Raw genomic sequence first — 26806 nt, 5'->3', positions numbered from 1 at the left:
GGGTAGCCTAACCTAAACTCCTTCGGGTGCTGGTCGTGCGACGAGCACTCTCGACGGACGATCGGATCACCATGTCACCGGACCACTCGGCGGCTGCCCAGGCTCAGTTCCTCTCTGCAGAGAGCGCGCACACGTCTGCTTCTACGCCGACCGCGCTGCCCCTCACTGCCGCGCAGTCCGAGGTCTGGGTGGGGCAGGAGTTGCACCCGGGCAGCCCGGTGTACAACCTGTCGCTGGTCGTCGAGGTCGCTGGTCCGATCGATCTGAACCGCACGATCGCCGCTGTCCGGAAGACGGTCGAACGTGCCGAGGCGCTGCACGTGCGTTTCGAGCGGGGAGACGACGACGAACTCCTGCAGGTGCCCACGCCCCCCGACAGCTGGTCCCTGGACGTCGTCGACCTGCGCGCCGACGAGGATCCGGAGTCCAGTGCGCATGCCTGGATGGACCGTGACATGCAGACCGTGGTCGCTGTCGGGGGCGAGGAGCCCTTGTTCCATCACGCCCTGCTGCGCACCGGCGACGAATCGTTGATCTGGTACCAGCGCTATCACCACAGCATCATCGACGGCTATGGCATCACCCTCCTGGTAGGTGACGTCGTCGAGCGTTACGACGACCCCGACCTCGAGACCGCCGCAGGACCCTGGCCCCTCGACTCGCTGCTTGCCGCCGATCGCGAGTACCGCGGGTCCGCGCGCTTCGCAGCCGATCGCGAATTCTGGCTGCAGCAGGTGATCGACGCACCGGAACCCCCGCGGTTGCTCCCTCTTGTCGACGACCGGTCGGAAGCACCGATTTCGGCGGTAGTCGAGATCGACGGGGAGGACGCCGACGCCCTTTACGCCTTTGCAGCCGACGCCGGAATTCGCCGCACGCGACTGCCTCTCGCGATCGTGGTGGCCTATGTCCACCGGATCACCGGCAGGCGCGACCTCACGTTGTCGCTGCCGATGGCGGCGCGGGTCGGGCGCGACATGCGCCGGGTGCCCGGGATGGCCTCCACCATCTTGCCGTTGCGGATTCAGGTCGATTCCGGCATGACTGTGGGCGCGCTGGCCCGGCGGATCGATACGACACTCGTCTCGGTGCTGCGGCACGGCCGTTACCGCGGTGAAGATTTAGCCCGTGACCTGCGATCGCTCGACCCGGACCGGCAGATTTTCGGACCAGGTATCAATTCGATGATGTTCGAGCATTCGCTCACCTTCGGCGGGTTCCCGGCGTGGGTGCGGAGTTCGGCCACTGGACCGGTATCGGACCTCGACTTTTCCATTCGCGGAGGACAGGATTCGGAAGCCATCGAGATCGATCTACGGGCGCCCTACGGCCTGGATGCCGAACTCGAGGAACACCGTCGCCGGCTCGAACACTTCGTCGGCCAGTTCGTCGCCGACCCTTCCGCGACCATCTCCACTCTCGACCCGTTGACCGAGGCCGAACGTCACCAACTGCTGACGGACTTCAACGACTCTGGGCGCGCACAGGAGTCGGCGACGATCCCCGAACTGTTCCAGGAGCAGGTGCGACGCAGCCCGGACGCGGAGGCGCTGGTCGCCGGCGAGATCCGCCTCACCTACCGCGAGCTCGGTGAACGGGTGGCTCAGCTCGCCCAGCACCTGCGGCTTCGCGGCGTGGGATCCGAAGACGTTGTGGCCGTGGGGTTACCGCGCTCGGCCGAGATGGTGGTCGGGCTCCTGGCCGTGGTGTGCGCGGGCGGCGCCTTCGTTCCCCTCGACCCGTCGTGGCCGCAGGAGCGTCGCGTTGCGGTTCTCGAGGACGCGGGGGCGAGCCTCGTCCTCACTGGACCCGGCGGGGTGGCGGACGCCGGTGGCAGCGCTGTCCCGGTCGACCTGGCGGACTGGGCGTACGCGGGCTACTCCACCGACCTGCCCGCTCCCACCGTGCAGGGTGCCCGACTGGCGTACGTCATCTTCACCTCGGGATCGACAGGCAGGCCCAAGGGTGCGATGATTCGCCACGACGCGGTGTGCGCCCGCTTGCTGTGGCAGCGTGACGAGATTCTGCATTTCGGAACCGGGGACGCGTCGTTGTTCAAGGCCCCCTTGTCTTTCGACATCTCGGTCAACGAAATTCTGCTACCACTGGTGTCGGGTGGGCGGCTGGTGGTGGCCGAGCACGGCGGGGAGCGCGACCCTCAGTACCTGCTCGACCTCATCGCGCGGGAGTCGGTGACGTTCGTCTACCTCGTCTCCTCGATGCTCGATGTACTTCTCGACCTGTCGCGGGGCACGGATCGGCTGTCGGTACTGAAGCATGTGTGGTGTGGCGGTGAGGTTCTCACACCGGAACTGTTCGAACGTTTCCGCGCTCAGTTGTCGACGACGCTGTATCACGGTTACGGTCCGGCAGAAGCGACCATCGGTGTCTCACACGTCGTGTACCGGGAAGACGCCGCACGGATCGCGACGTCGATCGGCCGCCCCAACCCCGGCACCCAACTCTACGTACTGGACGGCCACCTGAACCCGGTACCGCTCGGTGCGAGCGGTGAGCTCTACGCGGGCGGATTCCTGCTCGGACGCGGGTATGTCGGAGCGTCGGCGCTGACGGCGGCTCGCTTCGTTGCCAACCCCTTCGCCGCCGACGGTTCACGCCTCTATCGAACCGGTGACCTGGCCCGGTGGACCCCCGACGGTTCGCTCGACTTTCTCGGCCGCGCCGATAATCAGGTGAAGATCCGGGGGATGCGCCTCGAACTCGAGGATGTGGAGGCGGGACTCGCCGCGCATCCCGCCGTGCGGCACAGCGCCGTGGTGGTGCGGGAGACGCCGACCGGCGCCAAGTATCTCGCCGCCTACCTCGTGCCCGATTCCGGTTCGGCACTCGACGATTCCGAACTGCGGACGTGGGCGTCGTCGAGACTGCCCGAGTACATGGTGCCGTCGGCTTTCGTGATTCTCGACCGGTTTCCGCTCACGGCCAACGGCAAACTGGATCGGCGGGCCCTGCCGGAACCCGATTTGGGCGCGGCGGGGAACAAGGTCGCCCCGCGTACCGTCGTCGAGGAATCGTTGTGCGCGTTGATGGCCGGAGTCCTCGGAGTGGAGTCGGTCGGGGTCACCGATGACTTCTTCGCCCTCGGCGGCGACAGTATCGTCGCCATCTCGTTGGTGAACCATGCCCGCAGGGAAGGGCTGTCGATCAGTCCGCGCGAGGTGTTCCAGCTCCGCACCGCCGAAGCGCTCGCCCGGGCCGAGGCCGGGCGCGAGGTGGCAGCGGTCGACACGGAGGACATCGCGTTCGGCGCTGTGGCCGGCACTCCGATCCTCGCCCGCATCAGCAAGGCGGGAGACCAGATCACCCGGTTCCACCAGTCGGTGCTGGTGCAAACCCCGCCCGAATTCGACGAACAGTGTGCGCGCGAAGCGCTCTCCGCCGTCCTCGAGCGGCACGACGCCCTGCGAGCACGGTTGGTTCGCGGGAAGCGGTGGACACTGTCGGTGCCGCACTGGGATCCCTCCTCGGCATCCGACGTGCTGCGCGTCGTCGAGGTCGAGGGCAGTATGGATCAGCTCCTTTCCGAGCGGCTCGACGGCGAAACCGCGGCAGCGCTCGACCGGCTCGATCCTGATGGCGGCGCGATGCTGCAGGCCGTCCTCTTCCGGGTGGCCTCCGGTCCGGGCAGGCTGCTTCTGATCGGCCACCACCTGGTAGTGGACGGCGTCTCCTGGCGCATCATTCTCGAAGACCTGGCGCAGGCGGGCGCTGCTCTCATCTCCGGTGCCGAGCCCGCCCTTGCGCCCGTCGGCACGTCGTTACGCAGGTGGTCTGCGCTGCTCGAAGAACGCGCGCACACAGGATCTTTCGATACCGAACTGCCGTTCTGGAAGGCAGTGACGTCGACTCCCGAACCGATGCTCGGATCCCGTGCACTCGACCCCGCGGTCGATCTGGCCGGTCAAGCCGAAACTCTCACGGTCACGCTGGCGCCCGAGTTCACCCGCCCACTGCTGTCGGCCGTTCCCGCAGCGTTCTCCGGATCCGTCAACGACGTGCTGCTCACCGCGTTCGCCGTGGCTGCCGCGAGGTGGCGGGCCGCTCGTCGAGCGGAGGCCGCGCCGGGTCCGGTCCTGCTCGATCTCGAAGGACACGGACGCGAAGAAGACCTGGTGCGCGCGCCCGGCGGACCGGCGGTCGATCTGTCTCGGACCGTCGGCTGGTTCACCACGGTGTATCCCGTGGCGATCGACGCCGGTGTGGCAGACAGCGACGAGGTGCTGGCGTCGGCGCTGAAGGCCGTCAAGGAGCAGCTGCGCAGCATCCCGGGAGCCGGTTTCGGTTACGGGGTACTGCGTTACCTCGGTGACTCGGTGCCGGAACTCGAGCACGCGCCGACCCCTCAGGTGCTCTTCAACTACCTCGGCCGAGTCGCGGCCGGGGGAGACGTCGACTGGTTGCCTCAGGCGATGGGCGGCGCCGACGACCCACGCATGCCGCTCGGGCACGTCCTGACTTTGAACGTGATTGCCGAAGACGGCGGGGACGGGCCGGTGCTGAGCACCTCCTTCACCTGGGCGCCCGGAATTCTCGGGCGGGACGACGTCGAGGCGCTCGCCGAGGAGTGGACCACGGCGTTGTCGGCCGTAGCCGGCATCGAACGCCTGGGCGGCCGCACACCCTCGGACTTCCCGCTGGTCGGATTGACGCAGCAGGACGCCGACGCGTTGTCGGGGCCGGCCGATGTGCTCCCGCTGACGCCGTTGCAGGAGGGAATCTACTTCCAGTCTGCGTTCGAGGACACGGGTTCGGACTCCTACGTGGTGCAACAGGTCATCGAGCTGAGCGGCCCCGTCGACCCCGGCGCACTGCACCGGGCCTTGCAGACCGTGGTCGATCGGCACGCTGCACTGCGCACCGGAATCTCGTCCGTGTCGGACGGCCGGATCGTGCAGGTGATCCGCGACGGTGTCCGGGTACCGATGGACGTGCTGGACCTCACCGAAGTCGCGAACCCGTCTCAGCGGATCGAGGAGGTGCTGGCCGCGGATCGCGCTCGCGGCTTCGCCTTCGACCGGCCGCCGCTGCTGCGCTACACCCTCACCCGACTGGAGTCGGAGAAGTACCTTCTGCTGCAGTCGATCCACCACGTGATCGCCGACGGGTGGTCGGTGCCGGTGATGCTGCGGGAGATGCTGGCCCTCTACAGCACGTCGGGTACACCGCCGGTGTTGCCGGCACCCACCCCGTACCGCAGCTACCTCGAATGGCTGGCCGCGCGGAACCGGAACGCGTCCCTCGAGGTGTGGCGAGAGGCGCTCAGGGACCTACCGGAGCCGGTGGAGTTGCCCCGCACCGCGTCTCCGATCGAGTCCGGCATTCGCAGCGTGCAGGTGGCGCTGCCGGCCGCGGATACCGACGCACTCGTGGCCGTCGGCCGGTCCCGCGGACTGACCCTGAGCACGCTCGTCCACGGCACCTGGGGACTTGTCGTTGGCCGGTTCACCGGCACGGACGACGTGGTGTTCGGATCCACGGTGTCCGGGCGCGGCGGCGACCTGCCCGGAATCGAATCCATGGTGGGGTTGTTCATCAACACCGTTCCGGCGCGACTACGGTATCGGCCCACCGAGACGGTGGCCGAGGCGCTCACGCGATGGCAGGACGAGCAATCGGCGTTGCTCGACCACCAGCATGTCGGACTGGCCGAACTGCGCCGCGATGCAGGCTTGCACACCATGTTCGAGACACTCGTCGTCTTCGAGAACTACCCGCTGGGTGACGGCGCTGCCACCGACCCGTCCGGGTCCGTACACCTGACGAACGTGCGTTTCGAAGAGCACCCGCCGTACCCGATGACGCTGATCGTCGTGCCCGGTGACACGGTGGCCCTCGAGCTGAAATACGATGCGACGCGCATCGATTCGGCGACAGCCGACCGTTTCGCCGAATCGATGGTGGCTTATCTTCGCGAGGTCACTCGCGACGCCGACCAAGCCGTGTCGAGTGTGGCTCTGGCTTCACGTCGACCGGTCCACTCGGCCGTGCCCGATGCGCGTCCGGCGTTCCCCGACGCGACACTCACCGCTCTTCTCGCGGAGCAGGCGGCCCGAACACCCGACGCGGTGGCCGTCGTGTTCGAGGACGAACAACTTACCTATGCCGAATTGCATTTACGGGCCAACCGTCTCGCGCGGCTGCTGATCGAGCGTGGTGTCTACCCGGGGTCCAGGGTGGCCGTGGCGTTGCCACGTTCACTCGACCTGATGGTGTCGCTGCTGGCGATCGGCAAGGCGGGCGGAGCCTATGTGCCGCTCGACACCGGCTACCCCGCAGAGCGATTGGCGTACATGCTCGAGGACGCGCACCCGGTGTGCGTGGTCACCGACGGCGGATCCGCCGCTCTCTTCACCGACGCCGGCGTTCCCCAGATGCGCGTCAGCGAAGCGGACGACTACTCGTCGGCACCGCTGCCCGAGTCGGGCTCGCCGGGCCATCCCGCGTACGTGATCTACACGTCCGGTTCGACCGGTTGGCCCAAGGGCGTCGTCGTGCCGCACGCCGGCATCGTCAACCGACTGCTGTGGATGCAGTCGTTCCGGCCGATCACCCCGTCGGACAGGGTGCTTCAGAAGACTCCGGCCAGCTTCGACGTCTCGGTGCCCGAACTCTTCGGCCCTCTCCTCGCGGGCGCTACCGTCGTACTCGCGCGGCCGGACGGACACAAGGATCCGGGCTACCTCGCGGATGTCATCGTCGAAAAGTCGGTAACCAGAGCGCATTTCGTCCCCTCGATGCTCGAGGCGTTTCTCGCCGAGCCTGCCGCGGCCGGGTGCACCGGGCTGCGGATCATCGCCTGCAGCGGTGAGGCGTTGCCCGTGGCGTCGGCACGGCGGGTGGCCGAGGTGCTGCCGGGCGTGGAAGTCGACAACCTGTACGGGCCGACCGAGGCATCCGTGGAGGTGAGCTACGCGGCGTCGGTGCAGAACATCGACGCTGCAGCGTCGTCGGTGCCGATCGGCTTCCCGACGTCGAACACCGGCTTGTACGTCCTCGACCGGTACCTGCATCCGGTGCCGCCGGGTGCCTCGGGAGAGCTGTACTTGTCGGGACCGCAGGTGGCCGACGGATACCTCGGCAGGGCAGCGCTGAGTGCGGAGCGGTTCGTCGCCGACCCGTTCTCACCCTCCGGTACTCGCATGTACCGCACCGGCGATATCGCACGGATCAATGCCGACGGAGCCGTCGAGTATGTCGGCCGAGTGGACGATCAGGTGAAGCTGCGGGGCTTCCGAATCGAGCTCGGCGAGATCGAGGCGCACCTGTCGGCCTGTCCCGGAGTGCGGCAGGCGGCCGCCGTCGTCCGTTCGGACCGGCCGGGCAGGCAGCAGTTGGTGGGCTACCTCGTGGGTGACATCGACCTCGACGACGTTCGTGCCCGGCTCAGTTCCGCTCTGCCCGAGTACATGGTTCCCGTCCTTTTCGTCATCCTCGACGCGTTCCCGCTCACCCCGAGCGGCAAGCTGGATCGCACCTCTCTTCCCGCGCCCGCCCTCCCGGCTCCGGCAGCGTCGGCACACGCCGGCGGCAACGACACCGCAGAAATGCTCGCCGCCCGTTTCGCCGAAGTCCTCGGGCTCGACGTGGTCGGGGTGGACGACGACTTCTTCATGCTCGGTGGAGACAGCATCCTGGCCATCCGGCTCGTCAATCTCGCACGGCGGGAGGGGTTGACGATCACCCCACGCCAGATCTTCGAGCAGCGGACACCGGCTGCCCTCGCGAGGCTCGCCGGTGACACGCCGGCCGCCGTGGCCGAGGCCGCAGTGCCGATCGAGTCGGGGACGGGGGCACTGTTGCCGCTTCCCGTCGTTCACCGGCTGTCCGAGTGGAGCGGAGAGAAAGACCGCTTCAACCAGGCCGTTCTCCTGCTCACACCGGCCGGCACCAGCAGCGACGTGCTCACTTCCGCGCTGCGCTCGGTGATCGCCCATCACGACGGGCTTCGCCAGCACTTGACCCGGCATGCGCCCGGAGTCTGGTCACTCGAGATCGCGGAGACGGCGGAGGCGTCGATCCGCCGGGTCGACGCGACCGGACTCGACGACAAGGCACTGCGTCAGCTGGTGGCCGCGGAATCCGACGCCGCCACCGACCGGCTCGACCCGGACAGCGGGATCATGGTGTCGGCCGTCTGGTTCGACGCGGGACCGGACGAGCTCGGCAGGCTTCTGCTCGTCGCCCATCACCTGGTCGTCGACGGGGTGTCCTGGCGAATCCTCGTCGAAGACCTCGCCATGGCCTGGGTGGCCGCCGACAGCGGACAAGCCTCGGCACTCGATCCCGTGCCCACATCGCTGCGGACGTTCTCGCGCATCGTCACGGAACAGGCGCACGCGCCGACACGTCTCGCCGAACTCGACCACTGGCTCGAGGTCACCGAACCGGGCGCCGACCTCGTCCCCGGTGTCTCCGGTACCGCGGTCGTGGGCAGCGGCGCTCGTCGCACCGTGCGCCTGGACTCCGCGCTGACGAACGCGCTTCTGACCACCGTTCCCGCGGCGGTCGGCGCTGGCGTCACGGACGTGCTGGTCGCCGCACTGCGGCTGGCTGTCGACCGGTGGCGCGCAGCGAACGAACGCAACCACGACCTCTTGGTGGACCTCGAACGGCACGGCCGCGAGGAACTGGTTCGAGGACTGGACCTCTCGCGCACGGTCGGCTGGCTGACCAATGTCGCCCCGGTGCGGTTGCCCAGCGCCGGCGGCCCACTCGACACCCTGAAGGCCGTCAAGGAACAGCTGCGTGCGGCGCCCGACGGCGGCATCGGATACGGCATGTTGCGGTACCTCAACGCGCGGACCGCTCGACTCCTCGGGTCGCGGTCCGAGTCCCAGGTGTTGTTCAACTACCTGGGCCGGATGCCACACGCGGTGTCCGGGCCGTGGACCCCGGCGGCCGAATCCGATTCCCTCCACACGGACCCCGATGCCGATTTCGGCGCGCCCTACCGATTGGTGATCAACGCGCTCTGTGAAGACGGCGAACAGGGTTCGCAGCTGCACGCCGTCTTCGCCTGGTCGGAGGACGATCTGAGCGAGGACGACGCGATCGCGCTCAGCGAGGGCTGGGCGTCGGCTCTCGGCGAGTTGGCGGAGTCGGTATCCGAACATCGGGGGCCGGCGCTACTGACCCCGTCGGATCTGCCGCTGGTTCGCCTGACCCAGGATGAGATCGACCGCATCGCGGCGACCTGCCCTGCGGGCGTGGAGACGGTGCTCCCGTTGTCACCACTTCAGGAAGGGTTGTACTTCCAGGCAGGGTTCGCGGCAGGTTCGGACATCTACACGGCGCAGTTCTCGCTCGATTTCGCGCACCGACTGGACCCCGACCGCCTTGCCGCTGCGCTGCGCACCCTGCAACGACGCAATCCCACGCTCCGGGCGGGATTCGTCAGTGACGGGCTCTCGGCTCCGGTGCAATTCGTCAGCGCAGGGCTCGACGTGCCGATCACCGAATACGATCTTCGGGATCTGGGTGACGCCGAACGGGCCGACTACGCCGAGCAATTGGCCGCCCGCGACCGTCTGGCGCCGTTCGATCTGACGGCTCCGCCGCTGTGGCGCGTGATGGTTCTCCATCTCACCGACGACCACGACCGATTGGTGGTCAACCGGCAGTTCCTGCTGTGGGACGGCTGGTCCAACGGCCTGGTGGTGAGTCAACTTCTCGCCCTCTATGATTCGGCTGGTGACGACTCGAGCTTCGGTTCCCCGGAGGGGACCTTCGAGGACTACCTGACCTGGCTGGCCGCACAGGACCCGGACGCAGCGCAGGCGGCATGGACGGAAGCCCTCCGCGAACTCGAAGAACCCACCCTGGTGGCCGCGGCAGCCGTGGACGCCCCACAGCCGCCCCAACGCCGGGACGCCGTGCTCGATGCGGACCTCAGCGAACGACTTCGTGCCGCCGCCCGCGGTGCCGGTGTCACCTTCAACGCCGTGCTCAATGCCGCTCTGGCCGTCGTACTCGGCATCGAAACGGGAAGAGCGGACCTGGTGTTCGGCACCACGGTGGCCGGCCGGCCCCCCGAGGTGCCGGGCCTCGATGCCGTCGCCGGCATGTTCCTCAACACGGTCCCGGTCCGCATGACCTTGCGTCCCGGCGAGACCGTCACCGAGCTGCTGCGCCGGGCGCAGTCCGAACGGCTGGCGCTGACCCCGTACGACTATCTCGGTCTTGCCTCTATTCAGCGCGTCTCGGACCACCGGCAGCTCTTCGACGTGCTGTATGTGCTGCAGAACTTCGTGGACGAGAAGCAGGTTTCGGCGCTCAATGCCGCCCACGACATCAGCGGCGGCGACAGCATCGACCACACCCACTACCCGCTGACCGTCGTCGTGACGCCGGGCGCCAGCGTGAAGGTGAAGTTCGAATTCCATCCCCATCGCGTGTCGCAGTCGCGGGTGGAAGCCATGCTGGCCCGCTTCGTGGACCTGCTCACACAGTGGTCCACCGACATGTCCGCGATGGTGGGCAGTATTCCCGGTGCGGCCGCGGTCACCCCGCCGGCCACCAGAGAGTTGCCCGACGCGACTATCGCCGACCTGTTCGCGGACGCCGCCCGGCAGCGCCCGGACCTCTCGGTGCTCGTCTTCGGGGACCGCACGGTGACGTATGCGGAACTCGACGCCGACATCAACCGCATGTCGCGGCTCCTGCTCGATCACGGCGCCGGCCCCGAGAAGATTGTCGCGCTGGCACTTCCGCGGTCGGTGGAGATGGTCGTGGCGTTGTTCGCCGTGCTGCGCACCGGATCCGCCTACCTGCCGCTCGAACTGGACCACCCCGCCGAACGCCTGGTGGGCATGCTCGACGATGCGCGCCCGGTCACCCTGGTGACCACCGCCGAGGTCGCGGGCACGCTGGCCGCGGCCCACGTCGACGTCCTCCCGGTCGACACCGCACTTCTCGACACCGCACTTCTCGACACCGTGTCTTCGGAGCCGCTGTCCGATGACGAACTCGGAAGCTTCGTGCCGGGGACGCCGGGGCGGCTGGACCATCCGGCCTACGTCATCTACACGTCGGGGTCGACAGGCAAGCCGAAGGGTGTGGTCACCCCGTACCGCGGTCTGACCAACATGCAGTTCAACCACCGGGAGGCGATCTTCGAACCGGTGGTGAGCGCCGCGGGAGGCCGGCGTCTGCGCATCGCCCACACCGTGTCGTTCGCATTCGACATGTCGTGGGAGGAACTGCTGTGGCTCGTCGAAGGCCACGAGGTCCACATCTGCGACGAGAACCTCCGCCGCGATGCCGAAGCCCTGGTGTCCTACTGCGACACCCATCGGATCGACGTCGTCAACGTCACGCCCACGTACGCGCAACACCTGATCGAGGAGGGATTGCTCGACGACGGTGACGGACGCCATCGGCCACCTCTGGTGCTGCTCGGCGGCGAGGCCGTGTCGGATTCGGTCTGGAACCGTCTGCGGGACACCGAGGGAACGTGTGGTTACAACCTGTACGGCCCCACCGAGTACACGATCAACACCCTCGGGGCAGGTACCGGCGACAGCGTCACTCCGACGGTCGGAACTCCGATCTGGAACACCTCGGCGTATGTACTGGACGCCTGGCTGCGTCCGGTCTCGGACGGTGTTCCCGGTGAGCTGTACATCTCCGGTGTCGGGCTGGCGCGCGGCTACCTCAACCGGTTCGCGCTGACGGCGGAGCGGTTCGTCGCCGATCCGTTCGGCACGTCCGTACGTATGTATCGGACGGGTGATCTGGTCCGTCGCCGTGAGGACGGGAATCTCGACTTCCTCGGCCGCACCGACGATCAGGTGAAGATCCGCGGCCACCGGGTGGAACTCGGCGAAATCGCGTCGGCGCTCGAAGCGTTGGACGACGTGCGCCAGGCCGCCGTGGTCGTCGATACCGGCCCGGGTGGTTTCAAGCGGCTCGTGGGCTACACCGTCCCCGTGAGTACTTATCAACCGCGGGATGTTAATAAGTACTCACGGGCGCTGCGCGCAACCCTGCCGGACTACATGATTCCGGCCGCGGTCATCGAGGTCGAGTCGTTGCCGATGACCGTCAACGGCAAGCTCGACGTCAAGGCGCTCCCGTCTGCGGAGGAGGTGCTCGGCGTCCACGCCGGTGCCCGCACCGAGCCGCGGGACACCACCGAACGGGTGCTGTCCGACCTGTTCGGCGATGTCCTCGGTGTTCCGGCCCCGGGTGTCGACGACAATTTCTTCGACCTCGGCGGGCACTCGCTGCTGGCCACCCGTCTGATCAGCCGGGCCCGGGCCGCCCTCGACACGGACCTCGTCATGCGCGACCTGTTCGAGGCGCCCACCGTCGCCGAACTGGCCGACCGCATTCGGGGCAACACGGGGTCGACGCGTCCCGTGCTGACCGCGAGACCGCGCCCCCGGAATCTCCCGCTTTCGGCTGCGCAACAACGTTTGTGGCTTCTGCAGCAGATGGACCCGGATTCGGCGGCCTACAACTTCCCGATCGTGCTGCGACTGCGGGACGGGCTCGATCCCGGGTTGCTGGCGCAGGCACTGGCCGACGTGGTGGCGAGGCACGAATCGCTCCGCACCGTGTTCGGGCAGCACGACGGCGAACCGGTGCAGGTGATCCTCGACGACGTGCGACCCGAGGTCAGCGTGGTGGACGGCACGGATGCCGACCTCGTCCGACTGGTAGGCGACACGGTTGGTCGCCCGTTCGATCTGGCGACGGAGATTCCGATCCGAGCGGCCCTGATCCGGATCGGTGACGAGCAGGTGCTGGCGATCGTGTTGCACCACATCGCCACCGACGAATGGTCCGACCGGCCGTTCCTCCGGGACCTGATGACGGCCTATGCCTCCCGGGCGCAGAATTCGGCACCGGCATGGGAACCGCTCGACGTGCAATACGCCGATTACACCCTGTGGCAACGGGAAATGCTCGGCGATCCGCAGGACCCGTCGAGCCTGGTGAGCCGTCAACTCGACTACTGGGCGAAGACTCTCGACGGGGCACCCGAAGAATTGGTGCTCCCCGCCGACCGCACTCGCCCGGCGCGACCGAGCTTTTCGGGTGGTGCCATCGAAACGGTGCTGGACGCCGCCACCACGCGCTCGCTCCGTACCTTGGCGCGCGCCACCGGCACGACCATGTTCATGGTGATGCACGCGGCATCCGCGGCGTTGCTGCACAGGCTCGGTGCGGGGGACGACCTGCCGATCGGGGCACCCGTCGCGGGAAGAAGCGAGCAGGGTCTCGACGACTTGATCGGGTTCTTCGTCAACACCGTCGTGTTGCGGACGGATGTGTCCGGCAATCCGACGTTCGACGAGTTGCTGAGTCGAGTCCGTGGCATCGACCTGGCTGCGTTCGCGCACTCGGACGTCCCGTTCGAGGCGGTGGTGGAGAAGGTCAATCCCGGCCGCACCCTGGCCCGGAATCCGCTGTTCCAGGTGATGGTCGGCTACCACAGCCGGACAGCGGATGCTGCTCTCGCACCCGGTCTTTCGGTGACTCCGGTGCAGTTCGAGGAGCGCACCGCCAAGTTCGACCTGGTGTTCAACTACACCGAGTACCTCGACGAGGACCGGGTGGAACTGCGTCTCGAGTACGGCAGCGACCTGTTCGACCGCGACACCGCGGCGAAGATCGCACGTCGACTGATCTCCGTGTTCGATACAGTCGCAGTGCAGTCCGACGTTCCGGTCGGTGATCTCGACGTATTCCTCGACGAAGAACGAGAACTGGTGGTGCGTGGGTTCAACGACACCGCGCTGCCCGTGCCGGAGGAGACGTTCTACGATGCGTTCGCACGCCACGTGGATTCCGCTCCGCACGCCGTCGCTGTGGTCGACGAGCGCGGTCAGGCATCCTATGCGGAATTGAGTGCACGCGCCGACCGCATTGCAGCACTGCTGCATCGTCGCGGGGTGTCGGTCGAGAGCGTTGTCGGACTGGCTGTTCCGCGGTCGGTGGACATGGTGGCCGTGGTTCTCGCTGCACTGAAGCTGGGTGCCGCCTATCTGCCGCTGGACCTGAACCATCCGTCCGACCGCATCTCGTTCATGCTTTCCGACTCCGGCGCGCAGGTACTCGTGACGACCATCTCGGAGAGCCCGCGCATCGCAGAGGTTGACGGACTGAGCCGCGTACTCCTCGACGACGCATCGATTCTTGCCGAACTCGACACCGCGCACGGCGAAGATCTGCCGGGTCCGCCGCGAGGTGTGGACCACGCCGCGTACGTCATCTACACGTCGGGTTCCACCGGAAAACCGAAGGGCGCGATCCTCACCCACGACGGCATCCCCAGCCTGGTGGCCACGGCGCAGGAGCGGATGCGACTGGTTCCCGGTTCGGTGGTCATGCAGTTCGCGTCGATCGGCTTCGACGTGGCGGTCTTCGAGCTGTCGATGGCCCTGTGCACGGGTTCGCGTCTGGTCATCGTCCCGGACGACGCCAGGGTGGCAGGACCCGAACTCACCGACTTCATGGCCGAGCACGCGGTGACGCACGCGATCATCCCGCCGTCCCTGCTGGCGGCGCTTCCCGCGGGGTGCGTCGTCCCCGAGGGATGTACGGTGCTGGTGGGTACGGAGACGGTGCCGCCCGAGCTGATCGGCCGATGGGCGGAGAGGCTCAATCTTCTCGCCGCGTACGGGCTCACCGAGGCCACCGTCAACAACACTCTGTGGCAGGCCGAACCGGGCTGGACCTCGGCCGTGCCGATCGGCATTCCCGACCCCAATGAGCAGGCGTACGTGCTCGACGACCGCCTGCAGCCGGTCCCGCCCGGGGTGGCGGGGGAGTTGTACATCGCCGGGCGTGGGCTCGCACGTGGGTATCTGGGCCGGCCCGACCTCACCGCGGCACGCTTCGTGGTTTCGCCTTTCGGGGCCGCGGGTTCGCGGATGTACCGGACGGGTGACCGGGCTCGTTGGGGGGCAGACGGCAACATCGAGTTCCTCGGGCGTGTCGACGATCAGGTGAAGATTCGTGGATTCCGCATCGAACTCGGCGAGATCATCGCAGCGCTCGGGAGTCATCCGGGTGTCAAGCAGGCTGCTGTAGTGGCAGACAGGGAGGGCGACATCGTCCGGCTCGTCGGCTACGTGACCCCGTCGGAGGATCCCCTGTCCGACGCCGTGGACCCACGGGCCGTGCGCGAGCATGCGGCCACACGACTACCCGACTACATGGTGCCCACCCTCGTCGTGGTGCTCGACGGCGATCTGCCGTTGACGCCGAACGGAAAGCTCGACCGCAAGGCGCTTCCTCTGCCGGACTGGTCCGCGTTGACGGGGGACGGTACCCCCCAGACGCCGGAGCAGAAGGAGATCGCCGGGGCGTTCGCGGAGATACTGCACCTGCCGTCGGTAGGAATTCACGACAACTTCTTCGACCTCGGTGGAAACTCGATGGCGTCGATGCGGTTGGTGGGCAGGATTCGTCAGCGATTCGGTGTCGACATCGGCATCCGCGACATCTTCGACCGGTCCACGGTGGCCGAACTCTCTGCGATCGTGATCGCCGCCGGCGGAAGTGGGAGGCCCGTGCTCGCACCGGCGTACCCACGCCCGGACGTGGTGCCGTTGTCCGGTCCGCAACGCCGGTTCTGGTACCAGTTCCGCGCGGCCGGAAGCGACGCGACGGCCAGTCATGCACTGTCGCTGCAACTCCGCGGGACGGTCGATCCGGTGATCCTGGCGCAGGCGTTGGGCGATGTCGCGTCCCGTCACGAACCGTTGCGCACCGTGTATGTGGAGATCGACGGCACCGTGATTGCGCAGGAAGCGGTTCCGCCGACGCTCGACGTGGTCGACGTCGGCGACGGTGACGTGCATCGCACGGTCTTCGCCTTGGCCCAGAAGCCGATGGACCTCACCGAGGAGCCGCCGCTCCGTGCCCACCTCGTCGGCGGCGCGGACGGAACACAGGCCCTGCTCCTCGCGATGCACTACATCGGGGTGGACGAGTGGTCGGTGGTGCCGCTGCTCGGGGATCTGCTGGGGGCGTACGCCTCGCGTTCGGACGGCAGTGCCCCGGAGTGGGAACCGCTGCCGGTGAGTTACCCCGACTACGTCGTGTGGTCGCGGTCGCTTCTGGGCGACCCGGCGGACCCGGGCAGCCGGCACGCCCGACAGCTCGCGTACTGGCGGGAGCGGCTGGCCGGACTACCGGCGCAGTTGGAGTTGCCTCGCCCGGTTTCGCAGTCCGCGCCGCGAGCGGAGGTCGTGCCCGTGGAGATCGATGCGGATCTGCACGCCGCGATCGATGCGCTGGCGAGCCGTACCGGAACCAGTCTCTTCATGGTGTTGCAGGCGGCACTCGCGACCGTCCTGACGCGGCACGGTGCCGGTACGGACATTCCCATGGGTTCTCTGGTCGCGGGACGCCCGGAGGAGGCACTGGACCACCTGATCGGCTGCTTCTTCAACATCGTTGTGCTGCGGACGGACACGAGTGGAGAACCGGATTTCACGGAGCTGTTGCGGCGTATCCGTGCGAACAACCTCGATGCCCTCGACAATCAGGACATCGCCTTCGCCGAGGTCGTCGAGGCCCTCGGCGAAGGCGACGCGAGGGTAATGCGTCCGCAGATCATGCTGGTGCATCACGAGCAGGCACGCCTGTCGCATCTCGGTGCGTTGGACGGGTTGATGCCGGTGCCGGTCGGAGTGCCGGATGCGGACCTGACACTGAGCTTTTACGAGCCCGTCGGAGAGGGGGCGGTGCACGCCTACTTCTCCTTCTCCTCGGCAGTGCTGGAGTTCGACACCGTGGCGATGTGGGCCGCGGAGTTGACCGCGCTCGTGGCGAACTGGAGCGGGGAGGTGGCATGACTTCACGTGATCCGGATCGCAGAGTCGGTGCCGAGATGGCTGTCCCGGAGGGGCTTTCTTCTTGGTACTGTGCTCGAAATAAGGATAGGCTTCACTACCTTCTAGGGCAGACGGCAGCTGGGTCGGGTGCGACGCGGCGTCGAGGACGGGACAGCGTGCTATGAACGAATCGCCGGAAATGGTCGATACGGATCTCCCAGTGCGAGATGTCGTGGGTGTCGGGTTCGGACCTGCGAATCTCGCACTGGCGATTGCCATCGAGGAACACAACGCGAACTGCGCGCCGGGGGAGCAGATCAGCGCGCAGTTCCTGGAGAAGCAGGACCGTTTCGGGTGGCATCCCGGAATGCTGCTCGACGGGGCGACGATGCAGATCGCTTTCCCCAAGGACCTCGTCACATTCCGCAACCCGCGCAGCGCGTACACCTTCTTCAACTACCTCTTCGAGCGTGGCCGTCTCGTCGATTTCGTCAACCACCAGACGTTCTTTCCCACCCGGCACGAATTTCACGACTACCTGCAGTGGGCTGCCGGGCGTGTCGGCGCGGACGTCCGGTACGGCACGGCGGTGGAATCGGTGCGAGGAATCCGCAACAGCGAGGGAATGATCGACCGTTTCGAGGTCCGGGCGTCGGACGGCACAGCGGTGATCGCCCGCAACGTCGTGATGGGTGCGGGTCTGCGCGAGCGTATTCCGGAGTGGGCCACGCCCTCCATGCGGTGCTTCCACAATCATCAGTTCCTGTTCCGCATCGGTGAGTTGCCCACCCTCGCCCACCAGCGATTCGCCGTTCTGGGGGCCGGTCAGAGTGCTGCCGAAATTGTGCAGTACCTGCACGCCAACTACCCCGAAGCCGAAGTCCACAGCGTCTTCTCGCGGTACGGCTACAGCCCGGCGGACGACAGTCCTTACGCCAACCGAATCTTCGACCCGGAGGCCGTGGACGATTTGCACGGCGCACCCGAGGTCGAGCGCCTGCGGCTGCTCGATGTCCATCGCAGCACCAACTATTCGGTGGTGGACATCGAACTCATCAACGAGCTGTATGCCAAGGAGTACCAGGAGCGGGTACGTGGTCGCCGCCGCCTCTTCATGCGCCGCGCCTCCGAGATCGTTTCCGTCGAGGAAAGTTCGGACGGCATCGATGTGGCGGTACGCAGCGCCGTCGACGGCCTCACGGACACACTCGCCTGTGATGCGTTGATTCTTGCCACCGGGTTCACTCCGGCGCCTCTCGAACCGCTCCTCGGCGAACTCGCACCGGCTGTGCACCCGCCGCGTGAGGTAGGGCGCGATTATCGGCTGGCGGTTTCGCCGGACGTCACAGCGGGAATCTACCTTCAGGGCGGCACGGAGAAAACGCACGGAATCACGTCGTCGCTCCTGTCGAACGTTGCCGTGCGGGCGGGAGAGATCTTGACATCTGTCGTAACACGGCGTGGCCGGATCGGCACGCTTGCTAGTGTGAACGCACAGGACACGTATGCGACAAGCGAGGCGAGATGAGCACCAATCCATTCGATGACGAAGAAGGCCGCTTCTACGTGCTGGTGAACGACGAAGAGCAGCACTCTCTGTGGCCGACGTTCTCTGAGGTGCCGGCGGGCTGGCGTGTGGTTTTCGGTGAAGAGAGCCGCGCAGCATGCCTCGAGTACGTGGAGAAGAACTGGACGGACATGCGGCCGAAAAGCCTGCGTGAGGCCATGGAGGCCGATGAGAAGTCGGGTGGTCGTCACAGCGTCGACAAGAGCTGACCTGACCTGATCGGAGCTGCACTGCGGTGACAGCTCACGGAGTCCACGACCGTTCGATCCGCCCCGATTGGGACGGATCGAACGGTTCCGTGTCTTTCAGGCCGCCCTGGGCGTTTCCACGGGCTTCCGCCGCCTCGTCTTGATGACGGGGCGGCGGATGTTCTCTGTGTACCGCAGAATGCGCGGCCGTCGGAGGGTCCTGGCCAGCCATTCGCCGAGGGTGACGCCCGCCGCGAGTGCACAGCCGATACCGAAGGCGGCGAGCAGTGAGCTCAGTCCGATCACCACCTCGTTGTTGAGCAGCGCATACAGCCCTCGGTACAGCGAGAGGCCCGGCAGCAGTGGGGTGATGCCGGCCACGGCGACAACCAGAGGCGGGGTGAGCGCTCGGCGAGCCATCAGACCACCGGCGAAACCGACCACTGTCGCCGCGAGTGCGGAGCCGATGATGGGCCCCACTCCGAACTGATGCGCCACCATGTAGACCAGCGACCCGGCCGCGCCGCCCATCCAGGCCGCCGTCAGCGCACGCTGCTCGGCGTAGCAGGCGAGCGCGTAGAACATCGAGGCGAACGCGCCCGACATGACCAGCACGGGCAGCTGGGTGAGTTCGTCGATCTCCACGTTGACCGGCGGAAGTGTGGAACCGAACAACCCGGTGACCCGCAGCGAGATGGCCACACCAGCGATAATGCCGCCGGTCATCATGACCACTTCGAAGAATCTGGCCGCCGCGGTGATGGGTGCCCCCGTGATGGCGTCCTGGACGGAGCCGACCAGTGACAATCCGGACAACAGCACCACCACACCGGCCGCAATGATCTGCGACGGTCGAACTTCGACTCCCAGCTGATCCTGGAACGTATAGAGCGTGGCGGCCGGGGTAGCGGCCACAAGACCGCCGGCCACCTGCTGGAAGAAGAACGGCAGCCCCACCCGGTTGAGGACGCGGTTGACCCGGTAGATCACCATCGTCGTGAGGAAGGCGACCGACGCCACCAGCACCCCACCACCCATCAACACGGAGATGGATGCGGCCATCGACGACCACGCCAACGTCGCGATCCACCGGTTGTAGGGGTGCGGCGCCGTGGTGACAGCGGTCAGTGCCTCGTGGGCCTCACTTGGAGTGACGGCCTCGCGGCGGATACGCCGAGTGAGGCGGTCGACCGCGGCGAGGCGGGTGAAGTCCATGGAGCGGTAGTGCACGATCCGCATCGTGCTCGCGGGCGGAAGTGTGGGCCCGCGGTAGGCGGAGAGGACGATCGAGTTGTAGGTGACGTCCACGTCACACTGCGCGAGGCCGTAGGTCGCGGCGATGAACTGCACCTGTTCGGCGGTGTCCATCGCGCCCGTCCCCGAAGCGAGCAGAACTTCACCGACCCGGACGGCGAGGTCGAGAACCTCGGCAACCACCGCGTCATCGGTGAGGTCGATCGGCTGGAGTGGTGTCGGCGCCGCCGTCACCGTGTCGACGGTGGCCCGGCGGTCGCCGGTCAAACGCTGGAGCGTGTCTGTGAGCTTTGCCATACCCTCTGTGAGCTTCGCCATACTACGTGTCTGAGACACGATCCTTCTCGGTCAAATCGGTTGCTTTCAACGCTGCATCGAGTGTCTCGTGGCGGAAAGTGGAGATGACCTGATCGTGGACTACTCGGAACGCGGACGCCACAATACTCGTCTCCTCGGGTGCGGTCGCCCACGTGGCCTGCTGTTCGACGACGATGACGCCGTCGTAGTAATACATTCGCTTCGGGATCAGCGTGATGTTCGCGGTCGACGCCCATTCCCGCAGCGGCGTCAGGCCCTGGGTCGCACCCTTCGGTCCACCCATCTCGATGTCGTCACTCGACAGCGACAGCAACGTGTCGATGTCGCCGGAGTTGAGGGCGTCGTGCCAAGCAAGGACAGTGGCGATCTCCGAGGTACTCATGGCATCAACGCTATCCAATATGGCCGGAGGACGACGGCGTTCTCCTTATGGATATGATGGGCGCGCGTGTCCGCCTCCTTAGCTCAGTGGTAGAGCACTCGCCTTGTAAGCGAGCGGTCGTCAGTTCAATCCTGACAGGAGGCTCAAATACCGATCCTCGTGCCGAGTGCGGCACGAGGATCGTGGCCTTTACGGAATGAACGTGTCCCTCAGCAGGGCGGCGGGGTCAGCGCTTTCCCCGGAGTCCGCCGTCGACCCACGGTCGGGGCGGCTCGCGGTGTCGGTGAGGTCCTCACGCCGACTACGTGCCCGGGCCCGTCCCCTGACCTTGTCGAGAAAATTGACCATAGGCACTCCTTTCATGCTGGCGACGCTTGCATCATTCGAGCTTGGTTCGCAGATCCTTCAGTGTCTTGGCCAGCAGTCGCGAGATCTGCATCTGCGATACGCCCACCCGCGCGGCGATCTGTGACTGCGTCATGTTCCCGAAGAAGCGCAGCACGAGCACGGTGCGCTCGAGGTCGGGCAGCGCGTCCAGCAGCGGTTGGACGGTCACGTGATCTTCGACGCGGGACAACGCCGGATCGATATCACCGAGCGTCTCCGACAACGGCCTTTCGTCGTCGGTGAGCGGGTAGTCGACCGACAGGGTGCTGTAGGCGTTGGCTACGCGCAGTCCCTCCAAAACCTCGCTCTTGTCGATGTCGAGCGCCTTCGCCAGTTCGCTTGCGGTAGGCGCCCGACCGAGCGTGGTGGTCAGTTGTTTGGTGGCTCCCGTGAGGGCGAGGTGAAGCTCCTGCATGCTGCGCGGCACGCGCATGGCCCATCCGGTATCCCGGAAGTGGCGGCGCACCTCGCCGGTGATGGTCGGGACCGCGAAGGAAACGAAGTTCGCTCCGTAGCTTGCATCGAATCGGTCGACGGCCTTGACGAGACCGAGCCGCGCGACCTGGATCAGGTCGTCCAGCGGTTCTCCGCGTTCGTGGAATCGGCGGGCGATGTGTTCGGCCAGCGGGAGGCATCGTTCGATCAGCCTCTCGCGTAGCACTTCCCGGCGTGGATCAGAGGCGTCGAGCTGAGCGATGGCTTCGCATTGTGCGGGTACGTCACGGTACTGATCGCGGGCGCGGTGGGTGGTGTCCGGTGTACGCGCGGGGCGAGGATTCGGCGGGACATCGACGGAGAGCTGTGTCCGGGGCAATTTCCGGCACGTCGTAGAGGAGATCGGGGTGGTGCGGCGGAGCTCGCGGGGTGCTTCGGCGAGCGGGATGGACATGGTCATGTACTCAGCCCTTCTCTGACCGGCCGGTATCAGCGGGAGCGCTGATGGTGTCGGCAAAAAGTCTTCGTTGCGGTGGAGCGGCGGTGCGGCCCTAGTCGACGAGTGCCGGGGAGTGGTTGACGTCCCGGGCCGCAAACATGGCCTCGATGCGTGCCTTGATCTCCTCGGTGCTCATCGCGCTCGCGCTCCGCCCGGCGGCGAGTCGAGTGGGGGCGGAATACGACGAAGCAGTGGGCATGATCATGGCGTCCTGTCCTGTGGTCTGCATTGTTCTCATTCTCGAGCGGATTGGTGGGTAGCAGCGAAGAGGCCGGCGACCCCGAGGAGGGCTGTGCTGACCAACGCAGCAAAGGGAATCGAACCGGTCGCCGCGGCCGTGAACCCGGCAATGACCGACACTCCGATTACGCACTGGATGGCGACGGAGACGATCACGGAGGGTCGCGTTATCACCCTGGTCTCTCTTTCGACGGCGATGCGAGTTGCTTCGAGTCGGGTCAGGTCGGAAGCGAATCGAGGATGGCGAGGGTGCTGAGGGCGAGCGTCGCGAGGAGGCCACTGACGATCGCTCCTCCGCTGCCCGCTCGAAGGACCAGAACCTCTCCGTCGTCGGGGGTCGCGTTCGTATGTCGGCTGGCCATCGTTTTCTCCCTTCCTCGCGCCCGGCAGTCTGTCGTGCGATGCCCGCTCGATGCTGACCGAGAACTAATCTGCGTTGGTGAAGATAGATTTTGTTGTACAGCCCCGGAACCAGAAGTTCAAGCGAGCCGATCAAGAATTTTGTTCGTCGAGCGCCTCGGTATCTGCCAGAGGAGGGCTCGTCGGAGCGAGGTGCGCACGATCGAATAGCGCGCTTACCTGCGTTTTATCGGCGAGATTGGGCGGTGCGGAACGTGCGCCCAGTGCAGTGATGAGTCGAGCGAAAATTGGGATTCGGAGTAGCGATTGCGGCGAGAGTGCGGGTCGTGAAGTTGTGTGGCATCGCGATCGTGACGAAGATTGTCGATGGGCTCCTCCACCGAGGGTCCATCTCGACCGAATTTGTACCCCCCGCGTCACATTGTGTCTGTCGATCCTTGATAGGATTGGTATTCCCTGAGAAGAAGGGAGATCCGGTGACGTCCTCTCAGATGCCACCTCGTTCGAAGCGAGGTGTCTACGGGATCTCGGTGACGTCGGAGCTGACGGGCATCGGGCCCCAGACTCTGCGGTTGTACGAACGGCGCGGATTGATCACGCCGACTCGTACCGGCGGCGGCACGCGGCGGTACAGCGAAGACGACATTGCGCGCCTCGACAAGATCACCGAACTCGTCGCCGACGGGGTCAATCTGATCGGTATCCGCCAGATCCTCGAACTGGAAGCGCAGAACGCGCTGTTGGCGGCGCGAAACGCCGAATTGGAACAGGCAGTCGAATCTCAGAACTCGCCCCACGCGGGGGTGTGAACACGCGTCACCCGCACGGCAGCTGCCGGCGGGTGACTTCTCGTCACGTCAGCTTGCGGTCTGACCGTCGTTCGTCGGGTTGAATTCGTCGAACGAGGCATCCGCAGCTTGCCACTTGCCGCTGGCACGAATGTCCGCGAACGCGATGTCGAAAGCGTCGACCAGCCAAGAATGCTCCGCGACCGCCAGCACTTCGTCGGCGGTGCCGTCGGCCGTGCCCTGGTGGAGGCTCACCTTCCACAGAGCGGCGGCGTCGGTCTGGTCGACCAATCCGTCGGTGCCGTTCGATGCCAGCAGGTAGCGGTTGTACTCGAAATCGACGCGAATTGCGTAGCCTGCGCCGGTGTTGACGACGTTTGCCGGGCGCTGAGTTGCCGCAGCGAGCGCGGTGAGTGCGTCGCGGTAACGTTCGGCGTGTTCCTGAGTGCGGGGCACCGTTCTCTCGTCTCTGGCGCAGAGGCCGTGACACTCCCGGTCACGACACCTTCACGAACCTCTGCTTCCAGGCAAAGGTTCGTGTCGGTTCGCACCAAAGATTACGGCACTGGTTTCCCGGCCTGTCGCAGCCGGTCGGTCGATTGCCGACCCGTCGAGCGCGGCGAAGCTTCCTCGCAGGGTCCTGTCCCGTCAGTCGAGGAAGAGATCGAGCTGGGGAGCATCCCCGCCGCCGTAGCGGGACAGGTCCGAGACGCCCGACTCCGCGAGCACGTCCGCATCGATGTAGCAGTGTCCGCTGGTCTCCCTCGCAGGCCGGGACACAATCTCGACTGCTGCGTCGGCCATGATCTCCGCACTGCGCGACGAGGAGAGCATCGACGTGCCGTCTTCCATGTTCGCCACCGCGGAGGTGGCGATGTAGGTCTGTGGCCACAGGCAGTTCGCTGCGATCCCGGCGTCGGCATATTCGGCCGCCCAGCCGAGCGACAGCAAGCTCATCCCATACTTCGACAACGTGTACGACGGGTGGGCGCCGAGCCAGCGCGGGTTCAGGTTCACCGGAGGCGAGATGGTGAGCACATGCGGGTTGGGGGAGCTCCGAAGATAGGGAAGGCAGGCGCGGGTCAGCAGGAACGTCCCGCGGCAATTGATGTCCTGCATGAGGTCGTATTTCTTGGCTGACAGTTCCTCGGTTCCCTCGAGCGCGATGGCACTGGCGTTGTTCACGCAGATGTCGATGCCACCGAACCGCTCCACCGCGGTGTCGGCGGCGCGCTGCACATCCTCCTCGCGGCGGACGTCACCGACCACGGCGACTGCTTTGCCGCCGACGGCCTCGATATCCGCGACGGCGGTGTGGACCGTCCCTTGAAGGCGCGGGTGCGGCTCCGCCGTCTTGGCCAGCACAACCACGTTTGCGCCCTGCTTGGCCGCGGCGATCGCGATCGCCAGTCCGATCCCGCGGCTACCGCCGGAAACGATCATGGTCCGGTCACTGAGTGCGTTCTGCTGGCTGGACATCGTTCTCCCTGTTCCGACACTGTCGATCATTGCGTTCTCGACGATGATATTGGCATTCTCATTTTCTGCAAGTACTGTATCCATCGTGAACGACTTCGCTGAAACCTCTTCGGGCATCCCGCTGGAGCCGGTCTACGGGCCGACCGACAGGCGCGCAGAGCCGCCCGCCCCGGGCACCTTTCCCTTCACCCGTGGCAACTTCGCCTCCGGCTACCGGGGCCGGTTGTGGACGTTCCGCCAGTACTCCGGATTCGGCACCGCGGAAGAGTCCAACCAGCGCTATCGGTACCTGCTCGAACAGGGCGGCACCGGATTGTCGGTGGCACTGGACCTGCCCACCCAATGCGGTTACGACTCCGACGACCCCGAGGTCACCGAGGAAGTCGGCCGGGTCGGGGTCGCGGTCGACACCCTCGCCGACGCCGAAGTCCTCTTCGCCGACATCCCGCTGGACAAGATCAGCACCAGCTTCACCATCAACGGGACGGCGGCGATACTGCTGGCGTTCTATGTGGCCGCGGCCGAGCGGGCCGGCGTGCCGCGGGCGAAGCTCACCGGGACGATCCAGAACGACATCCTCAAGGAGTACGCCTCCCGGGGCACGTGGATCTGGCCGCCGGAGCCGTCGTTACGGCTGATTGCCGACACCATCGAATTCTGCGCGGCGGAGGTGCCGAGATTCAACGCTATTTCGGTCGCCGGCGCGCACTTTCGCGACGCCGGAGCCACCGCGGTGCAGGAAATGGCCTTCACGCTCGCAGACGGAGTCACCTACTGCGACACGGTGGTCGAACGTGGGCGAATGACGATCGACGAGTTCGCTCCTCAGATCTCGTTCTTCTTCTATACGCACGGGGACTTCTTCGAAGAGATCGCCAAGTACCGGGCAGGCCGTCGTCGATGGGCCACGATCGTGCGGGAGCGGTACGGTGCGGAGACGGACAAGGCGTCGATGTTCCGGTTCGGTTGTGTTGCCGGCGGCGCGTCCCTCTACGCACCCCAGGCACAGAACAATCTGGTGCGAGTGGCGTACGAGTCGATGGCTTCGGTGCTCGGGGGAGTGCAGTCGATGTTCACCGCGGCGTGGGACGAACCGTTCGCCCTGCCCAGTGAGGAGTCGGCGACCCTGGCGCTGCGCACCCAGCAGGTTCTGGCCTACGAGACCGGAGTGACGCGTGTCGCGGATCCGCTCGGCGGCTCCTACTTCGTCGAAGCGCTGACCGATGCCACCGAGGCCCGCCTGATCGAGATCATGGACGATCTCGATCAGCACGGCGGCATGGTTCGCGCCATCGAGGACGGGTACCTGCAAGGACTCATCGCCGACGAGGCGTACAAGCTGCACAAGGACGTCGAATCGGGGGAACGCCCGGTGGTCGGGGTCAACCGGTTCGTCTCGCCGGAGCCGCCCCCGGAAATCTCGACGTACGAGCTGAATGCCGAAGGGCGCGAGCTGCAGCTGAAACGGCTGGCGAAAGTGAAATCCGAACGTGATCCCGAGGCCGTCAATGCCTGCCTCACCGCTCTGTCCCGCGCCGCGGAAGGAACCGAAAACCTCATGCACCCGTTGATCGATTGCGCCAACGCCTACTGCACCGTCGGCGAGATGGTATCCGCGCTCAAAGCTGTCTGGGGCGAATTCCAGCAGCCGGTGGTGTTCTGATGAGCGCCCGCATACTCGTAGCGAAGCCCGGACTGGACGGCCACGATCGCGGCGCCAAGATCGTCGCCCGCGCGCTCCGCGACGCCGGTTTCGAGGTGATCTACACCGGTATCCGCAAGCGGGTCGAGGACATCGTGTCGATCGCCCTCCAGGAGGATGTTGCCGTCGTCGGTCTGAGCATTCTCTCCGGCGCCCATGTGGCGCTGACCACGCGAACGGTCGATGCGCTGCGCGCTGCGGACGCCGGTGACATCGCTGTGGTGGTCGGCGGCACGATTCCCCAGGAGGACGTTCCGCGCCTGCTGTCCGCGGGAGCAGCGGCGGTCTTCCCCACCAGCACCCCTCTGGAGGATCTGGTCACCGGAGTGCGCGCACTCACCGGAACTCCCACTCCTTCTTGACCTTTCGTCATAGAAGGCGAAAGGCGATTACACC

At 66.3% G+C, this 26806-nt stretch carries 14 protein-coding genes and 1 tRNA gene; 7 read left to right on the top strand and 8 right to left on the bottom strand.

The genetic code is table 11. From position 1 onward, the window contains the following. Positions 1 to 71: 71 nt before the first annotated feature. From ACH49N_RS06715 to ACH49N_RS06705, 3 genes are all read left to right on the top strand, one after another. Positions 72 to 16832 carry an amino acid adenylation domain-containing protein gene (locus tag ACH49N_RS06715; RefSeq protein WP_358271431.1) on the top strand — a complete coding sequence of 5587 codons (16761 nt, stop codon included), beginning with the start codon at positions 72 to 74 and terminating at the stop codon, positions 16830 to 16832. A 160-nt stretch (positions 16833 to 16992) separates the two neighbouring features. Beyond that, entirely contained in the window at positions 16993 to 18339 is a 1347-nt protein-coding gene (locus ACH49N_RS06710) for a SidA/IucD/PvdA family monooxygenase (RefSeq protein ID WP_358271230.1), read from the top strand. Next, positions 18336 to 18587, top strand: coding sequence for an MbtH family protein (locus tag ACH49N_RS06705; RefSeq protein ID WP_109326935.1), 252 nt, complete (start codon positions 18336 to 18338; stop codon positions 18585 to 18587). The genes ACH49N_RS06710 and ACH49N_RS06705 overlap by 4 nt, the downstream gene beginning before the upstream one ends. A 96-nt stretch (positions 18588 to 18683) precedes the next feature. On the opposite strand, the gene ACH49N_RS06700 is transcribed toward ACH49N_RS06705, so the two are convergent. Together ACH49N_RS06700 and ACH49N_RS06695 are read right to left on the bottom strand one after the other, a co-directional pair. After that, positions 18684 to 20117 (bottom strand): threonine/serine exporter ThrE family protein, encoded by a 1434-nt coding sequence (locus ACH49N_RS06700; protein WP_159926885.1) that lies wholly within the window; start codon positions 20115 to 20117, stop codon positions 18684 to 18686. Positions 20118 to 20139: 22 nt separating this feature from the next. Further along, positions 20140 to 20520: a nuclear transport factor 2 family protein gene (locus ACH49N_RS06695; protein ID WP_109326936.1), complete on the bottom strand. Its 381-nt coding sequence runs from the start codon at positions 20518 to 20520 to the stop codon at positions 20140 to 20142. Positions 20521 to 20592: 72 nt separating this feature from the next. Here ACH49N_RS06695 and ACH49N_RS06690 point away from each other — a divergent pair. Next, positions 20593 to 20664: transfer RNA gene (locus tag ACH49N_RS06690), tRNA-Thr, on the top strand. Positions 20665 to 20709: 45 nt separating this feature from the next. On the opposite strand, the gene ACH49N_RS06685 is transcribed toward ACH49N_RS06690, so the two are convergent. The 4 genes from ACH49N_RS06685 to ACH49N_RS06670 form a co-directional block, all read right to left on the bottom strand. Further along, entirely contained in the window at positions 20710 to 20868 is a 159-nt protein-coding gene (locus ACH49N_RS06685; RefSeq protein WP_358271229.1) for a hypothetical protein, read from the bottom strand. A 31-nt stretch (positions 20869 to 20899) separates the two neighbouring features. Further along, positions 20900 to 21802 carry a SigB/SigF/SigG family RNA polymerase sigma factor gene (locus tag ACH49N_RS06680; protein ID WP_236603378.1) on the bottom strand — a complete coding sequence of 301 codons (903 nt, stop codon included), beginning with the start codon at positions 21800 to 21802 and terminating at the stop codon, positions 20900 to 20902. A gap of 91 nt (positions 21803 to 21893) precedes the next feature. Continuing rightward, complete coding sequence (locus ACH49N_RS06675; protein ID WP_358271227.1) at positions 21894 to 22070, bottom strand: hypothetical protein; 177 nt, start codon at positions 22068 to 22070, stop codon at positions 21894 to 21896. A gap of 229 nt (positions 22071 to 22299) precedes the next feature. Next, positions 22300 to 22443, bottom strand: a complete 144-nt coding sequence (locus ACH49N_RS06670) for a hypothetical protein (RefSeq protein ID WP_358271225.1) — start codon at positions 22441 to 22443, stop codon at positions 22300 to 22302. Between the two features lie 489 nt (positions 22444 to 22932). On the opposite strand from ACH49N_RS06670, the gene ACH49N_RS06665 reads away from it, so the two are divergent. Then, a complete protein-coding gene (locus tag ACH49N_RS06665; RefSeq protein ID WP_159926889.1) occupies positions 22933 to 23250 on the top strand; it encodes a helix-turn-helix transcriptional regulator in 318 nt (105 codons plus the stop codon). A 48-nt stretch (positions 23251 to 23298) separates the two neighbouring features. Here the strand turns inward: ACH49N_RS06665 and ACH49N_RS06660 are convergent, their stop codons facing one another. Further along, a complete protein-coding gene (locus tag ACH49N_RS06660; protein WP_358271223.1) occupies positions 23299 to 23685 on the bottom strand; it encodes a hypothetical protein in 387 nt (128 codons plus the stop codon). A gap of 192 nt (positions 23686 to 23877) precedes the next feature. Beyond that, the gene (locus tag ACH49N_RS06655; RefSeq protein WP_358271222.1) at positions 23878 to 24708 is read right to left on the bottom strand and encodes an NAD(P)-dependent oxidoreductase; all 831 of its coding nucleotides are present in this window, start codon (positions 24706 to 24708) and stop codon (positions 23878 to 23880) included. Between the two features lie 85 nt (positions 24709 to 24793). On the opposite strand from ACH49N_RS06655, the gene ACH49N_RS06650 reads away from it, so the two are divergent. Together ACH49N_RS06650 and ACH49N_RS06645 are read left to right on the top strand one after the other, a co-directional pair. Beyond that, a complete protein-coding gene (locus ACH49N_RS06650; protein WP_358271220.1) occupies positions 24794 to 26371 on the top strand; it encodes a methylmalonyl-CoA mutase family protein in 1578 nt (525 codons plus the stop codon). Then, positions 26371 to 26772 carry a cobalamin B12-binding domain-containing protein gene (locus ACH49N_RS06645; protein ID WP_109326953.1) on the top strand — a complete coding sequence of 134 codons (402 nt, stop codon included), beginning with the start codon at positions 26371 to 26373 and terminating at the stop codon, positions 26770 to 26772. The genes ACH49N_RS06650 and ACH49N_RS06645 overlap by 1 nt, the downstream gene beginning before the upstream one ends. The last annotated feature ends 34 nt before the right edge of the window (positions 26773 to 26806 follow it).

Source organism: Rhodococcus sp. NPDC019647, from assembly GCF_044389235.1.
Classification (GTDB): Bacteria; Actinomycetota; Actinomycetes; order Mycobacteriales; family Mycobacteriaceae; genus Rhodococcus_F; species Rhodococcus_F oxybenzonivorans.
Note: the sequence above shows the minus strand (reverse complement) of the source record. Positions and strands in the feature narration are given on the sequence as shown.

Coding starts and splice junctions, on each gene's coding strand:
- ACH49N_RS06715 (WP_358271431.1), top strand. CDS start 72: ATGTCACCGGACCACTCGGCGGCTGCCCAGGCTCAGTTCCTCTCTGCA.
- ACH49N_RS06710 (WP_358271230.1), top strand. CDS start 16,993: ATGAACGAATCGCCGGAAATGGTCGATACGGATCTCCCAGTGCGAGAT.
- ACH49N_RS06705 (WP_109326935.1), top strand. CDS start 18,336: ATGAGCACCAATCCATTCGATGACGAAGAAGGCCGCTTCTACGTGCTG.
- ACH49N_RS06700 (WP_159926885.1), bottom strand. CDS start 20,117: ATGGCAAAGCTCACAGACACGCTCCAGCGTTTGACCGGCGACCGCCGG.
- ACH49N_RS06695 (WP_109326936.1), bottom strand. CDS start 20,520: ATGAGTACCTCGGAGATCGCCACTGTCCTTGCTTGGCACGACGCCCTC.
- ACH49N_RS06685 (WP_358271229.1), bottom strand. CDS start 20,868: ATGGTCAATTTTCTCGACAAGGTCAGGGGACGGGCCCGGGCACGTAGT.
- ACH49N_RS06680 (WP_236603378.1), bottom strand. CDS start 21,802: ATGACCATGTCCATCCCGCTCGCCGAAGCACCCCGCGAGCTCCGCCGC.
- ACH49N_RS06675 (WP_358271227.1), bottom strand. CDS start 22,070: ATGCAGACCACAGGACAGGACGCCATGATCATGCCCACTGCTTCGTCG.
- ACH49N_RS06670 (WP_358271225.1), bottom strand. CDS start 22,443: ATGGCCAGCCGACATACGAACGCGACCCCCGACGACGGAGAGGTTCTG.
- ACH49N_RS06665 (WP_159926889.1), top strand. CDS start 22,933: ATGCCACCTCGTTCGAAGCGAGGTGTCTACGGGATCTCGGTGACGTCG.
- ACH49N_RS06655 (WP_358271222.1), bottom strand. CDS start 24,708: ATGTCCAGCCAGCAGAACGCACTCAGTGACCGGACCATGATCGTTTCC.
- ACH49N_RS06645 (WP_109326953.1), top strand. CDS start 26,371: ATGAGCGCCCGCATACTCGTAGCGAAGCCCGGACTGGACGGCCACGAT.